The following is a 15,129-nucleotide window of genomic DNA, read 5'->3' on the forward strand; positions in this document are numbered from 1 at the left end:
CTTTTATCATTTCCGGAGATGATGTCGCCATTTACCGACCATTTGGCAGCCGTTTATCGCCAAAATGAAATGCCGAATTTCGTCGGTGATTGTGGAAAGGCTCCTAAACAGGCATAATTACAGGTTGAACAGCAATGTATAAGGAACCGGGATTTGATACAAATTCAATTGTAAATTTTTATTTCTTAATGCTCATTAAATCAGCATGTTATATGTATCAAAAATATGTTTGTGAAAAAACGTCTTCGCATGATAATCATTCAATTCTTTTTATACTTTTACACGCATAAAATGGATAGGAATATAACGACATACCACCTTGTTAAAGGATTTATAAACAGAGATATATGCCTTATTTGTCTCTGTGTATTCTCTGAATTTTGATTCCTGACCAATAGCTTTCCGGGTGCAATAATCAAAAACGTTCAATTTTATTTTTATTATGAATGAAAGCATTCATTCATTATTTGAATGATCTGGTATCTGAACAAAAAGATGCCTTTTCAAAATACCAGGATATCCGTTGGATAAATCCGTATGAAGCCGATGTGTTCCAGATTAAGCGGGATGAGCTTTTGAGCAAAAATCCGGGCCGTTTGTTCAAGGGAACCAAAATATTTCACAATGGCATTTCCAATGGTTGCTCGTTGTGTGGTAAAGGTATGTGGAGCTGTCTGTTCATAACCGGAAAATGTAATGCCGGCTGTTTTTATTGTCCGGCACCTCAGCAGACCGATGAACTACCAACATCGCAGGGATTAACATTTGAAACGCCGGAAGCCTATGCGGAATACGTCAATTATTTCGGTTTTAAAGGCGTAAGTTTCAGCGGAGGCGAACCTTTGTTGTATTTTGAACGGACGCTGGAATATCTTAAAGCGGTACGTTCCATGTGTGATCCGGATATTTATATCTGGCTTTATACAAACGGAATTCTTGCCAGCGAAGAAAAGTTCCGGTTGCTGGCTGAGGCAGGATTGAACGAAATACGGTTCGATATAGGTGCAACCCGCTATTCACTTGAAAATGTGAAGAAAGCTAGCGGAATTATACCAACGGTAACCATTGAGATTCCTTCAGTTCCGGAAGAAAAGAATCTCATAATAGAGCTTTTACCTGATTTGGTGAAGGTCGGTGTCAAACATCTGAATCTGCATCAGTTGCGGTTGACGGATCACAATGCTGCTAAATTGCTTAAACGGAATTACACTTACATTCCGGCAGAAAAGCCTGTTGTACTGGAATCGGAGCTGGCGGCACTCGAAATTATTGATTATGCCAGAGATAATCAGATTGATATTGGGATCAATTACTGCTCGTTTTATTTTAAAAACCGGTTTCAGAAAGCCGGTTTCAGAACGCGTGTAAATACTGCGATGGGTGTCACCGGTGATATGCTCACTGAAAAAGGAAATATACGTCTGATTAGTGCTGATGCTGTTCAGTACAGTAGCTATTTTGTTAAAGATAAAAGCGATATGTCTGCTTCGGATCATACGACATTAAAACTTGCCGGTAAAACATATCATGTGTATCGGTCACCGGTAACGCAAGCTGTGAAATTTATGGAACATCAACAGCCGGATATCGTAAAACTAACAACAGAGGAGCCGGACCAAATTCCCGATGACCCCGTATTGTTTAAAATCTGGCAGAATGAATATATTGAAACGAATTTAAGAGATTACTAACGATGGAAGTTAAAATTAGCCGTGCATCACTGAATGAATTACAATTCCTTGAAGAACTGGAGAAAACATGCTTTATTGAAATTCAACGCAGTTCGCGCAGGATGTTGCGGTTGAGCCTTACAAGCCAGTTTCAGGATGTATTTCTGATTTCGGTTCAGAACGGGAAAGAAGAAACCTATGCCGGCGCTATGGTGGTGCATTACCACAAACGGACGCTCAGGCTCTATTCCATAGCCATTCTTCCGCAGTTCAGATCGTTGAAGCTTGGGAAAAAGCTTATGGCCTATTGCTTTGAAAGGGCAGAACTGATGAAGTTCGAAAAAGTTTCGCTGGAAGCCATGGCATCAAATAAGTCGCTGATTTCGTGGTACGAACAATTTGGTTTTAAGGTCACAGGTGTTCTCAGCGATTATTATGCTGCAGGTTACGATGCTGTGAAAATGATTTACCAGCTTCCGGTACAATCAGAGAAGAGTTCTAAGGAGAATATTATTGTAGTAGATAATCCCGGGCAGTTTAAGTTTGTACCGGATAATATTCAGGTGGTTCCTGCTAAAAAATATATCAATACCAAAAAATATCAGGAACTTCGGAATGCAAGGATTTTTAACCTGTGCAGTTCCTATAAATATCAAAGTACGGGCTATTATGTTTCATTGCTGGCATCGGCACGCGACCATCGTGTGGTTCCGAGTGTGACCACCATTGGTGATTTTAAAAATGCTTCGGTCATTAAAAGCATTTCAACCGAGGTTGATGAATTGATCCAAAAAGCATTTAACGGCATCGCAGAGAAGAAAGTCAGTTTGAATATATATTTTGGTCAAACGGAAGACCGGAGACTGAAACAACTGGCCGGTAAGCTCTACATGCTGTTCGAAACGCCTTTGCTTCAGGTCCATTTTGTGAAGGAAGACAACTGGATGATTTACAGGGTTCAACCGCTAAACGTGAATAAACTTCCGGTTGAGCACAAAGAATTGCTGGAGCAGTTTATGGAAAATTTCTTTTCCAAAAAGCGTTTTCATATTCCGCGACTGAAAAATTATAAATATGATCTTGCTGTGTTGGTCAATCCGGAGGAAAAAAATCCGCCTTCTAATAAAAAGGCCCTGGAAAAATTTAAGGCTGCGGCAGACAGGGCCGGTTTTTATATGGAGTACATCACAAAAGATGATATCAACCGTTTGAGTGAATTCGATGCGCTGTTTATCCGCGAGACTACCAATGTAAACGATTATACCTACCGTTTCTCCCGAACGGCTTATGCCGAAGGTTTGGTTGTAATTGATGATCCGTGGTCAATTCTGCGGTGTTCCAACAAAATATATTTGTACGAACGCATGGTACTGAACCGGATTCCCATTCCGGCTTCCAGGGTTTTGGCAAAAAGCCAGTTTAAACCAACGGATGCCGATGCGCTGGTATATCCGCTGGTGTTAAAACAACCGGACGGGTCATTTTCAAAGGGAGTAAGTAAGGTTCATAACAAGGAAGAGCTGCAGGAATCACTCAGGATCCTGTTTAAAAAATCAGAATTAATCATCGCACAACAGTTTTTGCCATCTGATTTTGACTGGCGTATTGGTATTTTGGATGGACAGCCTTTGTATGCCTGTAAATATTATATGGCCAAGGGACACTGGCAAATATATAACTGGAAAGGGAAAAAGGATGATATGGAAGGTATGTCCGAAACATTACCCGTTTCAGAGGTGCCGGAAAAAGTCTTAAAAGTGGCTCTGAAAGGGGCATCCTTAATGGGGGACGGATTATATGGCGTTGACTTAAAAGAGGTAAACGGAGAAGTCTTCCTGATTGAGATTAATGATAACCCGAATATAGATTCCGGGATTGAAGATCTTGTGCTGAAAAAAACGTTGTACGACCGTGTTATGGAATCGTTTTTGAATCGCATAGAGTTGTCGCGAAATATTACCCGTTTTATTGCTGCCGATCCTGTTTAGTACAACTTCATCAACAAATGATTGCCGTTTCTTGTTTTTTCATGAAAAAGGAAGATATGGCTGAACTGAAAACAAAACGGACAGAAAATGATGTAATTGACTTTATTAATACCATCGATGATCAGGAAAAGAAGGCGGATGCATTGGTATTGATGCACATGATGAAAGAAATAACGGGAGAAGAGCCTGCCATGTGGGGTGAAAGCATCATAGGATTTGGTTCTTACCATTATAAATATGATTCGGGAAGGGAAGGAGACTGGTTCATCACCGGATTTTCTCCGAGAAAACAGAGCCTTACAATTTATCTTATTTACGGCGTGGATAAGCTTTACGGCATAAAAGATCTTGGTAAATATAAAACCGGGAAAGCTTGTTTGTATGTAAAAAGATTGTCAGATGTTAATATGAATGTTCTTCACAACTTGATTTCAGAAACATACATTAAAATGCTGAACAGAAATAAATAACACTAAATCCCAAAGCCTGATTATGAGGTTGTTTAGTCCTGGTTCATTGTCGACAAAATCTGAGGTGGTTTCAGATAGCGTCTTGCTTTTATTTTTTTGTATTGTGGTGTTGCTTTAGGTGATTGTTGTACAAAACGGGACCATTCATACAACTGCCAGCCCAAACCTTTATCAATCGTCAGCATATCAATCTGGTGCTCATAGAAGGTTCGCTTGTTTTCGCTTAAATACCAGACAGCCCGTTTTAATATGCCACCTGCACCAACGCTCCTGTAGTCCAGTATGTGTGCCAGCTCATGGCCAAACAGACCAACAGCTGCCTGGTAGTTAACATCTCTGAGTATGATGTTTCCAAATTTATTGTCTTTGTTGATTCGCAGAATATAATCCCGGTTATGTTTCGATTTGAATATCACAGACCAAATAGTGGGACGCATAGAAAGTGTTGTTTTTATGTTGCCTGTTTTGACCTGGATATGTGATTCTTGTAATTCGGGATAATAGGATAAGGCAGTATATAATGCCATTTCATTACGTTCAGGTATCCCCTTTATATTTGGAAATTCTGCTTTCAGGCTGTCTATTTTCTGAACATACAAAGTACTGTCAATGTACCTGATCAGTTGTACATTGTCTTTTTGTCCGAAAGCAACTAAACTTAATAACGGTAAAACTATGAGCAATATGTAACCTTTCAATCGCATCATCTCCAAACGTGCTCATGCGCAAAATAATAAAAATGAGGAAGAATTAAAACCCGGAGCGCATTTAAATACCTGCGCTAATTTATTCCATGGAACATTTCGCGAAAAAATATCCACGTCATCCAGCCAGAAGCCACCAGCTTTACGCCGGTTCCGAATAAGAAACCTACAAAAGCGCCAAATCCTGCTTTTAAGGCTTTATGGCTTTCCTGTCCGGCCATCATTTCACCAATTACTGCTCCGGCAAATGGCCCGATAATGATCCCGAATGGAGGGAAAACAAACATTCCGATAAGCAGTCCGATTATGCTTCCCCAGACTCCCCATTTGGATCCCCCAAACTTTTTGGTGCCCCAGATAGGAACAAAATTATCCAGTACAGTAACTATTACGGCTATGATCCCCCAGGTAATCAGTGTATTTTCGTTGATCTGTACATATTTGGTAAAGTGGAGTACGAGAAGGCCAACAAAACTTATCGGTGGTCCCGGAATGCCAGGTAAAATGCATCCGGCTAATCCAATCAGGATAAGGATAACTCCCAGGCTGCTAAGTAGAATATCCATTTTTTTCAAACAAAAATAGAATAATTTACAACTCTTTGTGAATAATTCCGGTTAAATAAACACATCGGATTTACTTTTATTACTTTTGTTTTTTATGTCAAATCAACTGAAAATAACATTTCTGGGAACGGGCACATCGCAGGGAATACCGGTGATTGGATGCCGGTGTGATGTCTGTGTTTCGGATGATCCAAGAGATAAGCGGCTGCGTTCTTCTATTCTGGTTCAATACGGAGAAACGAATGTGGTTATTGATGCAGGACCGGATTTCAGGCAGCAGATGCTCACCTGCGGGATAGATCATATGGATGCATTGATCCTGACACATGAACATAAGGACCACATTGCCGGAATGGATGATGTGCGTGCTTTTAACCGGATATCGGGTGATGCCGTAAAGGTATACTGCGAGGAGCGGGTGAGTGAGGTGGTAAAGACGGAATTCAGTTATGCCTTTAAAAACTTTCGCTATCCGGGCATACCAAAGTTCGATATCCACCTGATTGATGATAAAACTCCCCTGGTTCTTCAGGGTGAACCGTTTATGCCGGTTCGTTGTATGCACTATAAACTGCCGGTTCTGGGTTTCAGAATCCGGAATTTTGCTTATCTCACAGACCTGAGTTCTATTCCGGAAAGGGAGATTTCAAAACTGCAAAACCTGGAAGTACTGGTGATTGATGCCTTACGGCATGAACCACATATCTCACATTACAACCTGGAACAGGCCCTGGAAGTGGTGGAACATTTAAAACCCGGAAAAGCCTATCTGACACATATCAGTCATGGCATGATAAAACACAGTGAGGTATTGAAACAACTGCCGGCAAATGTAGAACCGGCTTATGACGGATTAAAACTTATACTATAATATGAGCACAAAGCAGGAACGGATGGATGCATTTGGTGAATTGCTGGACATCATGGACGAATTGCGTGAGAAATGTCCGTGGGACAGTAAGCAGACCCTGGAAAGCCTCCGTCATTTAACCATTGAAGAGACATACGAACTTTCGGATGCTATTCTGAAAGGCGACCTTAAAGAGATAAAAAAGGAATTGGGGGACATTTTACTGCATATTGTGTTTTATGCAAAAATAGGAGAGGAGAAACAGGCCTTTGATATCAAAGATGTGCTTAACGGCATCTGTGAAAAACTGATTTACCGCCATCCGCACATTTTCGCCGACACAGAAGTGGCAGATGCATCAGAGGTGGAGCGGAACTGGGAAAAGCTGAAACTCAAGGAAAAGGATGGTAACCGGCGCGTACTGGAAGGTGTTCCCGCGGCGCTGCCTGCGATGATTAAGGCACACCGGATACAGGATAAGGCACGCGGTGTTGGTTTTGACTGGGATCAGAAAGAACAGGTTTGGGATAAGGTGCGTGAGGAACTGGCTGAACTGGAATTTGAGATTAAGGCCGGTAATGTTACCGATACAGAAAAAGAATTCGGCGACCTGTTTTTTAGTATGATCAATGCGGCCAGGTTGTACGGAATTGATCCTGAAGCGGCTTTGGAACGAACCAACATCAAATTCATTCAGCGCTTTAATTACCTGGAGGATCAGACGCTGAAGAAAGGAAAATCACTGAAAGACATGAACCTGGAGGAGATGGATAAAATCTGGGAGGAAGCCAAGCATAAAGCGCATTGAAATGAAAAAACTCGACCCCACACCGTTTGGTTTAAACAGCAGAACAGATTTACAACAGGTTGATGAGCGTACTATTGCCATTGTGAAGAAGATTAAAAGCCGGATCATTAGAAAGGATGCGGAAAAAATTGTGGCTATGGCTGAAACAATTCAGGAAAAAGAGCCGGGACAGAAAGTCATCCTGGTTTGTACATCCAATATCTGTTCCAAGTCTAAAGCCTTGCTGAAGGAAAAAAATATTGACATACAAATTGAAGAATAATTTAGGTAAATTGTGTTGATAATGACACAATGCTGTAATGTCATCTTAAAATCAGCACGTTACATTTGTACTGTATTAAAGGGATTGGCATTACAATTGCAATTAAACGAATTGGGAGTTCAGGCGTGGATTCCCTTTTTTTGTCATTCTCCAAAGCTTCAGCGAAGGAGTATATCAGTCGTTAGTCGTGAAATGTGACGGGTTTCAAGTTACGAGTTACAAGTTACAAGTTACAGGTGACAGGTTACGAGTTACAAGTTACGACTGCTGACTTACAAATGAATAATGGAGCATGCCTTGTAGGGCATTTTGACTCTTAGTATGCGGTGTTCCTCTCCTTATTAATGACTTCCAAAGAACATCTGTGAAACTCCGCGATTTAATCGGCGTATATCCGCGAGAAATTTGGTGTGTAAATCGTGAGACGTGACAGGTTACGAGTTACGAGTTACAAGTTACAAGTTACAAGTTACAAGTTACGACTCCTGACTTACAAATGAATAATGGAGCATGCCTTGTAGGGCATTTTGACTCTTAGTATGCGGTGTTCCTCTCCTTATTAATGACTTCCAAAGAACATCTGTGAAACTCCGCGATTTAATCTGCGTATATCCGCGAGAAATTTGGTGTGTATATCGTAAGACGAGAAACGTGACTGGTTACGCGTTACAAGTTACGACTGCTGACTTACAAATGAATAATGGAGCATGCCTTGTAGGGCATTTTGACTCTTAGTATGCGGTGTTCCTCTCCTTATTAATGACTTCCAAAGAACATCTGCGAAAATCTGCGATTTAATCGGCGTATATCTGCGAGAAAATAATGTGTTGTGAACCGCCACAACTCCCGTATCACGAATTACGGCTTACGACTTACGAGGACAAAGTCTCCCGGCTACGTCAGCGAGAACATCCAATTTCATTCGAAACCCAAAGAAGCAATTCTTCATTCTTCATTCTTCATTTTTCACTTAAATAATTAATTCTTCATTTAAAATGCTTACTTTTAGCGTGATAAAAATGAAATGAACCCGTTCCTGTTTGGATTAGCCTGATAGTAATATGATTTACGTTACAACATATACGTACCCCATAAAAAGTGGAAAATAAAGCATAACAGAATTCGGCTTTATAACCCTGATTTGGTAGATAGGCTGAATGAATACCAGTATATATACTAGTTGGCGGCCATGCTGAGAATTGACTATTAAACATAATAAACTCTATCTATGCCGAAAAGTAGAAACCGAAGAAAGAAACCGAAGAAGAAAAAGAAAATTGCTCCAAAAAAGGAAGTAATAAGAGTTAACGGGATAGAAATTATACGCAAGGGTAAAAATATTTTCTACACCAACAAAAGAACTGAAGAAGAGCATACAGCCTTTATAAAACAATTAAAGGAAGATAGACCTAAAATTTATGAAGAAATAAAGAAACTGATAGATGAGACTGTTTCTTTAATAAATGCATATGATAAAATTTTAATTGTAGGAGGAATAGCCTCATTTGGCTATAATAAAATGCTTACAGATGAATCAGATGATGGCTTATCAGAAACTACCATTGAATATTGCCAGAGTATTGCCACAGCAACACCTAATATAAACAAGGGAAAAGTGCCAACGGGAGAAACTCTTTTTAAAATTTATGAATCATTAGTGGAGATCAGAAGGTTGTTCAATGTTTTTTTTAGTGCAGAGAATGTTACTGGAAAGTATTCTGAGTTGGAATCTCATTTTCGATATGACATGATAACCGAAACATTATGGGTTAGAGGACAAGGTTATATGATTCATATCCGAGAACTTTTTCTTGAAATGTTTTCCTTACATGATGATTTTTTAAAAGAAAATTATGGCTTCACCTCTAAAGATTTAATTGACACCTTTGATAAATTAGAAGAATCATATGGATGTCGTCTTTTGATGCCAGATGGAATGCCTCATCCTGTCCAAACTTTAAAACTTAGCAAATGGATGAGGAAAAATCAAAATAAAATCTCCCCCGAAATGATTCATTCTGGTGAGTATCTGAATGAATTTGTCAAAGAACATCCTGAAATAATAGTGGAAAACAATGGGGTAATTTTATATCCTTTAAACAGCATTGACACGTATGATGGATTATATAAAATACGACATTACAATGAAATCCAGGAAAAAGTTGTTAAAGCCCTATCAATAAAATTTGGTGAGAATGCAGTATTCACAAAACCTAAAAAATTTGAATATGAAATTCTAAATAAAAGTGAAATTTATAATTATCCAATAATTGAAGATGAAAACGAAAACCATTATTTATTTTCGATGAATCTTGCAGCAAGAAATTACTTTTTAATTGCACAATCGTTGATCCAAAGAGCAAACCCTGAATACTATAAAAATTCATTTCTTGGTAATAGAATAGTAAAGGCAAAAGATGAGTTTATTGAAAGAAAGGTATTAGCTTTATTTGAAAAGATGCTTCCCAAAACAACATTTTATAAAGGGGTGTACTATAAGTTCACAAATCCTTTGCTTGATCTTAAGTGCACAAAAGCAACTGATGGAAGATATGAATTAGATTTACTTGGCTTAAGTGAGCATGCAACTTATTTAATTGAAGTTAAAGCTGGTTTGATTAGTGAAGAAGCCAAACGAGGTGCTATTTCTAGTATAAAAACAGATTTAACAAGCGTCATAGGTGATGCAATTTGTCAAAGCTATAGAGCATATCAATTTATTGCTGAATCTCAAGAGCCAATTTTCGAGTCCTCAGAGGGAAAGAATGTCCTTCCTTTGAATACAATTAATGTATTTAGAATTTCAATTAGCTTCTCTTATGTAGGTAGCTTGATTGCATCTTTAAGTAAACTTAAACAGCTGGGAATAATTGATCATAACTCAGAATTTGCATGGACAATTAATATTTTCGATTTAATGGCTTTCTCAGAATTAATGACTTCAGAAGAAATGTTCATTGATTATTTAAGCAAAAGGTTACCGTTATATGAAGATGAGAGATTGACAAATATTGATGAAATGGATATGCTAGGATTGTATTTCAACAATGATTTAAAAATTGATAAGGCTTTTAAAGGTGCGCATACGATTCAACTTAATCAATATAAAAAAGACATTGATAATTATTTTGAAAAAAATGGAAACAAACCCAGAAAAAAGAAAGCACGAGCCGCCAAGACGCAATAAAAATATAGGGCAGAAAGTACTAAATTTAAACGATATAACACTTAAAATACGTCTTGGTCATTTGAAAGGTAGGTGCTTCGAAAAGCCCTACGTTTCTTATTACCAACCGTTACTAGTAATTTTAAAAAAGGTGAAACCCCAATACATACCAGTACTATTTATGTTATTAGTTGCTTGTAGCTACGTGAAGCAAGGCAGTGGGCATAAATTAAAACATCAGATTGACAGTTTGTCTGCGGAATTAGAAAAAGCAAAAACTGAACTTATACATACAAATACAATTGCTTCAAAGCCTGAAATTATATGCTTTGAAAATGAAGACTTTGACTCTTTCTTTTGGAAATTTATGACTGATTCAGTTTTTCAAATCAATAGAATTAAGTTTCCGCTTAAATACATCACCTGGGGGAAAACACCTTATGGAGATATAGATGTAGGAGGAGATATTGACACAATTCAAATAATAAAAGCTAAATGGCAGTATGATCCATTTTATATCAAAATCTCAAATGAAAGAACTCAAGTTTATGACAATTTTGAATTAAAATTTAGACCAACAAATGAGAGATTGCTTCATTGGTATGGAATTGAAAGCGGAGGAGATGCCAAATATTTCTTCAAAGGATTTGGCGGTAAATGGTATTTAATAGAAAAAGAACAATTAGGAGATTAATAAATAATACCACTGGTAACACGGTCATAGTGCATTCGAACGTACTTCGGTACAAGATCGTACCGCAGGAGCGTTAGCCACAGGTTTAATGTATACAGAACCAACTTATTGAAATTATTTTCTAATATTAAAAAATTAAAACTTTAACATATGAGATCATTTTCAATTGTATTTATAGTTTTTATATTGCTATTGCTGTGCTCCGCATGCGAAAAATATCCTGTGAATTCTAATCCTTATCCAACAGGAGTAATTCCTGACACGGTTGATTCCAATAATTATATGCGTTTTGAACGTCAGGGTGGAGGGCAAATTGATTTTAAATTATACTTGACTAATAACACCGATAATATAAAAGGAATAATTACTAAGTATAATTTTCGTGATACGTCTATTGAGACAATTATTGTTAGAAATATAAGTAATGATTCTACTTTTAATAATTTAAAAAATGCATTAAATAATCAGTTTGAGCTAAAAGGAGACTATGAACAACCATCATTAACCGGAACATGGGCATATGTATATATAATTTTGGAAGGTATAGAAACAGAAGTAACGAATACGAGCCTACGGAATTCTCTTATTCAATTTGAGAAAATAATTAATGAAAAAATAGAATAGCAAATGATAAAAACCGGTGCCAACAAGTGGTCATAGTGCATTACGATGTACATCGAGACGATACCATATTGTGGGAACGTTGGATTGCATTTCTCAACTCATCCAGATTAGATATGGTATAATTTAATTTTTCAATTTGATTAATTACATTTGTTTGAACGATTTTAGAGCAAGTATGATTAAAGTCGGGAAATATAAAATTTTGCCAGAAGCAAAACTTATAATTGAGTATTATTCCGGTAAAATTGATATGGATGATATTATTCATATGCAAAAGGTTTTAAGTGAAAATTCATTATTTGATTCAACTTTTAATAGAGCATTAGATTTTAGGGATGCGACATTAATGATTGACACGGATGATTTTAAAAGATATCTTGAATTTTTAAAAGGATTTCCCAAAATTTTTGGAAAAAGAAATGCTGCATATCTAACAAATACCCCCAATGATGTTGTTGTAACTACATTATTTGATTTAATCGTTCAACAAAGTGATGTGCCAATAAATATTGGTATTTATTCGACATTAAAAGGAATATTAAAATGGTTTAATATTACCGATATGGATAGTAATACACTTGAATCAATAATTAATGATTTAAAAACGCAGCCTAATAATGTGTTTAGTGAATAAGGGTTTCAGAGGTTTTCGGGCGTTATTACCCGTCAATATTGGGTAGTAACTTGATAGATTCGAAGCCCGCAATCCCTTACAACACCATACACTCACCGTTAACAGCAAGCATATAGATCCTTGCAAAACTAATACGATAACGGTAAAACATAAGACAAATAAATTGCTTGAGAAAGGAGGCTATGGTTCAAGGATAAACCTGATTTTTGATTCGGAATTTAACAAACAAAATTGCAATTAATATGACACCTGTTCATCGAATTCTTATCCGTATTTTTTCCCTTGTTGCACTGTGCTCAAGCCTTGTAGTTAGTGCACAGGAAGAAGTTGTTTCAACCCGGCAGCCTGAGCAGGGGCAAATTCCACCACATCCACCAAGATTGCCTGAAGCAGTTATTCCGGCATTTCCGGGTGCCTGGGGTGGCGGTATGTTTACGCAAGGCGGGCGTGGAGGAAAAGTAATTGCTGTTTCCAATTTAAACAATAGCGGCGAAGGTAGCCTTCGTGCTGCCCTTGAAGCCGAAGGACCACGCATTGTGGTATTCCGCGTAGCAGGAAACATTAAAATTCAGGACGACATCAATATCAATCATCCCTACATCACTATTGCCGGTCAGTCTGCACCTGGTGACGGTGTCTGCATCATGGGAACAGTCAATATCAATACGCACAATGTCGTTATGCGACACGTTCGTGTCCGTCGGGGTATTCCACAGGGCGGACAGGGCGATGACAATATTGGTGGCGGCAGTCCCGACCATCACATCATCATCGACCACTGTTCAACCAGTTGGGGCATGGACGAAAATATTTCGCTTTACCGGTCTATGAGGCCTTCCCTGGACGGAACTACACGGATTAAGGATCCGGCAAAAAATATTACCATTCAATGGACCATTTCCAGTGAAGCACTCAATGCCCGCGGTCATGCCTTTGGCGGCACCTGGGGCGGGAACCCTTCTACCTTTCACCATAACCTTTTTGCCTGCAATACAGCGCGCAATCCATCCATTGGGATGTCTGGTCCTTTCGACTTTCGCAACAATGTTATTTTTAACTGGCAACACAGAACCATGGATGGCGGTGACGAAACATCCCAGGTCAATGTCATTAATAATTATTACAAACCGGGTCCGGCAACCAACGATGATATGCGTGATGCTTTTGCACGTATCGAGCAACGCGACATGTATTCGCCGGGCAGTGCATGGGCTGAAGGAAATTGGTTCCCCAGGGCTCAAAAACGTCCGGGAAAATGGTACGTCGCCGGTAATATCATGGAGGGCAATGAAGAGCTTAACAATAATAATTGGGCAGGCATGCGCGGACCTCAACGCCAGGAACGGGTAAATGCAGCTTACGAGCGTCTGGCCCGTGTAAATACACCTTTCGTGGGCTGGCCGGTGGCACCACACGAAAAGGCTGAAGCGGCCTATCAATCGGTACTGGCCCATGTGGGTGCGACTCTGCCCAAACGCGATGCGGTGGATAAGCGTGTGACCGAAATGGTTCTTAGCGGCAAACCAATGACTGAGACGGGGATCATTAAGGACATTTCAGAAGTTGGTGGTTATCCTGACCTGGCTTACGATCCTAAAAAAGTTCCTGTTGATACTGACGGCGACGGCATGCCCGATGACTGGGAACGTCAATACAAGCTGGATCCTGCGAATCCTGCAGACGGCTCTTTGGATACTGACGGTGATATTTATACCAATGTGGAAGAATACCTCAACGGCACCAATCCACAGGAAAAAATCAATTACCGGAACCTCGGCAACAATGTTGACCTCATCAGTTTTTAAAATGCACGCATTGCGGAAAGGAATTGATTAAATAAACTGAATAATATTTCGGAAGCAGATTTATATACGATCCAATATTTAATTAAGAAAAGCGTAGACGAATATTTAGGGAAATAAAAACAGGCTGCCAAACGCGGTCATAATACAGGATTTTTATGCCCAATGATGACCCAAACAAATTATGACTAATGAATATTGATTTAGAAGAACTTGTAGAAAAATTCGGAACTATGGTTTCGGGTATCTCTCACAGAATGATACAGAATAAAGAACTTGCAAAAGAAGCTTCCCAGGAGGTTTGGTTCGAGGTGATCAAAAGCATAGACTCATTCAATGGCAATTCGGAATTGTCAACATGGATTTATACGATAGCCAAACGCACTATTCTTAAGTATTCGAAAAACGAAAAAACAGCAACAATTATAGAATTGGAGGAATTCAGAGCTTTGCCGGAGGTTGAATATTCAGGTACTGAAGAAAAAAGACAGGAATGGGTTAAAGAAATATGCGACTGGTGTTTGACTGCTCTTAACCACTGTCTGAACAATGATGCCCGGTTAATATTTATATTTCGCGAAAATATTGGGCTTTCATACAAACAGATTAGTGAGATTATGGACATGAAAGAGGATAATATCAGGCAAATATCCTCGCGTTCATTGTCTAAAATCAAAAATTTTATGAATGATACCTGTCCACTGTACAATCCGCAAGGAACCTGCAAATGCAGAATTTGCAAACAGGTTGCATCTATTGATTTTGAACAGGAATATTCAACTGTACAAAAAATGGTCCGTCTGGCTGATTTATACCAAAAATTTGAAAAGGAATTGCCGAGAAAGAACTATTGGGAAAAATTTTTAAACTGAGTTGTCACAAATCGGAATG

Annotated in this window: 14 protein-coding genes; 12 read left to right on the plus strand and 2 right to left on the minus strand. The window is 38.7% G+C overall.

The genetic code is table 11. The features are described 5' to 3' along the window. Nucleotides 1-446 precede the first annotated feature (446 nt). Genes ACE1ET_RS01105 through ACE1ET_RS01115 form a run of 3 tightly spaced genes read left to right on the plus strand, consistent with a single transcriptional unit; the run spans nucleotide 447 to nucleotide 4,128 of the window. On the plus strand, nucleotides 447-1,691 hold the full coding sequence (locus ACE1ET_RS01105; RefSeq protein ID WP_375726510.1) for a radical SAM protein: 1,245 nt from the start codon (nucleotides 447-449) through the stop codon (nucleotides 1,689-1,691). A 2-nt stretch (nucleotides 1,692-1,693) separates the two neighbouring features. Further along, on the plus strand, nucleotides 1,694-3,658 hold the full coding sequence (locus tag ACE1ET_RS01110; RefSeq protein ID WP_375726511.1) for a GNAT family N-acetyltransferase: 1,965 nt from the start codon (nucleotides 1,694-1,696) through the stop codon (nucleotides 3,656-3,658). A gap of 56 nt (nucleotides 3,659-3,714) precedes the next feature. Continuing rightward, the gene (locus tag ACE1ET_RS01115) at nucleotides 3,715-4,128 is read left to right on the plus strand and encodes a DUF1801 domain-containing protein (RefSeq protein ID WP_375726512.1); all 414 of its coding nucleotides are present in this window, start codon (nucleotides 3,715-3,717) and stop codon (nucleotides 4,126-4,128) included. Nucleotides 4,129-4,160: 32 nt separating this feature from the next. Here the strand turns inward: ACE1ET_RS01115 and ACE1ET_RS01120 are convergent, their stop codons facing one another. Together ACE1ET_RS01120 and ACE1ET_RS01125 are read right to left on the minus strand one after the other, a co-directional pair. Beyond that, nucleotides 4,161-4,835, minus strand: coding sequence for a hypothetical protein (locus ACE1ET_RS01120; protein WP_375726513.1), 675 nt, complete (start codon nucleotides 4,833-4,835; stop codon nucleotides 4,161-4,163). A gap of 74 nt (nucleotides 4,836-4,909) precedes the next feature. Further along, the gene (locus ACE1ET_RS01125) at nucleotides 4,910-5,398 is read right to left on the minus strand and encodes a DUF456 domain-containing protein (protein ID WP_375726514.1); all 489 of its coding nucleotides are present in this window, start codon (nucleotides 5,396-5,398) and stop codon (nucleotides 4,910-4,912) included. 94 nt (nucleotides 5,399-5,492) lie between these two features. Here ACE1ET_RS01125 and ACE1ET_RS01130 point away from each other — a divergent pair, with 94 nt between their 5' ends. The 9 genes from ACE1ET_RS01130 to ACE1ET_RS01170 all read left to right on the plus strand — a co-directional run bounded on the left by ACE1ET_RS01130 (nucleotide 5,493) and on the right by ACE1ET_RS01170 (nucleotide 15,110). Further along, nucleotides 5,493-6,269 carry an MBL fold metallo-hydrolase gene (locus ACE1ET_RS01130; protein ID WP_375726515.1) on the plus strand — a complete coding sequence of 259 codons (777 nt, stop codon included), beginning with the start codon at nucleotides 5,493-5,495 and terminating at the stop codon, nucleotides 6,267-6,269. A gap of 1 nt (nucleotide 6,270) precedes the next feature. After that, entirely contained in the window at nucleotides 6,271-7,056 is a 786-nt protein-coding gene (gene mazG, locus ACE1ET_RS01135) for a nucleoside triphosphate pyrophosphohydrolase (protein ID WP_375726516.1), read from the plus strand. A 1-nt stretch (nucleotide 7,057) separates the two neighbouring features. Then, nucleotides 7,058-7,318: a hypothetical protein gene (locus ACE1ET_RS01140; protein ID WP_375726517.1), complete on the plus strand. Its 261-nt coding sequence runs from the start codon at nucleotides 7,058-7,060 to the stop codon at nucleotides 7,316-7,318. A gap of 1,228 nt (nucleotides 7,319-8,546) precedes the next feature. After that, nucleotides 8,547-10,505 (plus strand): hypothetical protein, encoded by a 1,959-nt coding sequence (locus ACE1ET_RS01145; RefSeq protein ID WP_375726518.1) that lies wholly within the window; start codon nucleotides 8,547-8,549, stop codon nucleotides 10,503-10,505. Then, entirely contained in the window at nucleotides 10,456-11,178 is a 723-nt protein-coding gene (locus tag ACE1ET_RS01150; protein WP_375726519.1) for a DUF4348 domain-containing protein, read from the plus strand. The genes ACE1ET_RS01145 and ACE1ET_RS01150 overlap by 50 nt, the downstream gene beginning before the upstream one ends. 150 nt (nucleotides 11,179-11,328) lie before the next feature. Then, complete coding sequence (locus ACE1ET_RS01155) at nucleotides 11,329-11,802, plus strand: hypothetical protein (protein WP_375726520.1); 474 nt, start codon at nucleotides 11,329-11,331, stop codon at nucleotides 11,800-11,802. Between the two features lie 154 nt (nucleotides 11,803-11,956). Further along, nucleotides 11,957-12,436: a hypothetical protein gene (locus ACE1ET_RS01160; protein ID WP_375726521.1), complete on the plus strand. Its 480-nt coding sequence runs from the start codon at nucleotides 11,957-11,959 to the stop codon at nucleotides 12,434-12,436. A gap of 242 nt (nucleotides 12,437-12,678) precedes the next feature. Beyond that, entirely contained in the window at nucleotides 12,679-14,241 is a 1,563-nt protein-coding gene (locus ACE1ET_RS01165; RefSeq protein WP_375726522.1) for a pectate lyase family protein, read from the plus strand. Between the two features lie 188 nt (nucleotides 14,242-14,429). Further along, on the plus strand, nucleotides 14,430-15,110 hold the full coding sequence (locus ACE1ET_RS01170) for an RNA polymerase sigma factor (protein ID WP_375726523.1): 681 nt from the start codon (nucleotides 14,430-14,432) through the stop codon (nucleotides 15,108-15,110). The last annotated feature ends 19 nt before the right edge of the window (nucleotides 15,111-15,129 follow it).

The sequence above is a fragment of the Quyinboa mangrovi genome (genome assembly GCF_042219825.1).
GTDB lineage: Bacteria > Bacteroidota > Bacteroidia > Bacteroidales > UBA5342 > JBHJHP01.

Bases quoted from the DNA above. Each gene is read 5' to 3' on its own strand.
- ACE1ET_RS01120 (WP_375726513.1), bottom strand. From the start codon at position 4,835: ATGATGCGATTGAAAGGTTACATATTGCTCATAGTTTTACCGTTATTA.
- ACE1ET_RS01145 (WP_375726518.1), top strand. From the start codon at position 8,547: ATGCCGAAAAGTAGAAACCGAAGAAAGAAACCGAAGAAGAAAAAGAAA.
- ACE1ET_RS01110 (WP_375726511.1), top strand. From the start codon at position 1,694: ATGGAAGTTAAAATTAGCCGTGCATCACTGAATGAATTACAATTCCTT.
- ACE1ET_RS01130 (WP_375726515.1), top strand. From the start codon at position 5,493: ATGTCAAATCAACTGAAAATAACATTTCTGGGAACGGGCACATCGCAG.
- ACE1ET_RS01165 (WP_375726522.1), top strand. From the start codon at position 12,679: ATGACACCTGTTCATCGAATTCTTATCCGTATTTTTTCCCTTGTTGCA.
- ACE1ET_RS01170 (WP_375726523.1), top strand. From the start codon at position 14,430: ATGAATATTGATTTAGAAGAACTTGTAGAAAAATTCGGAACTATGGTT.
- ACE1ET_RS01150 (WP_375726519.1), top strand. From the start codon at position 10,456: ATGGAAACAAACCCAGAAAAAAGAAAGCACGAGCCGCCAAGACGCAAT.
- ACE1ET_RS01140 (WP_375726517.1), top strand. From the start codon at position 7,058: ATGAAAAAACTCGACCCCACACCGTTTGGTTTAAACAGCAGAACAGAT.
- ACE1ET_RS01105 (WP_375726510.1), top strand. From the start codon at position 447: ATGAAAGCATTCATTCATTATTTGAATGATCTGGTATCTGAACAAAAA.
- ACE1ET_RS01155 (WP_375726520.1), top strand. From the start codon at position 11,329: ATGAGATCATTTTCAATTGTATTTATAGTTTTTATATTGCTATTGCTG.
- ACE1ET_RS01125 (WP_375726514.1), bottom strand. From the start codon at position 5,398: ATGGATATTCTACTTAGCAGCCTGGGAGTTATCCTTATCCTGATTGGA.
- ACE1ET_RS01115 (WP_375726512.1), top strand. From the start codon at position 3,715: ATGGCTGAACTGAAAACAAAACGGACAGAAAATGATGTAATTGACTTT.
- mazG (WP_375726516.1), top strand. From the start codon at position 6,271: ATGAGCACAAAGCAGGAACGGATGGATGCATTTGGTGAATTGCTGGAC.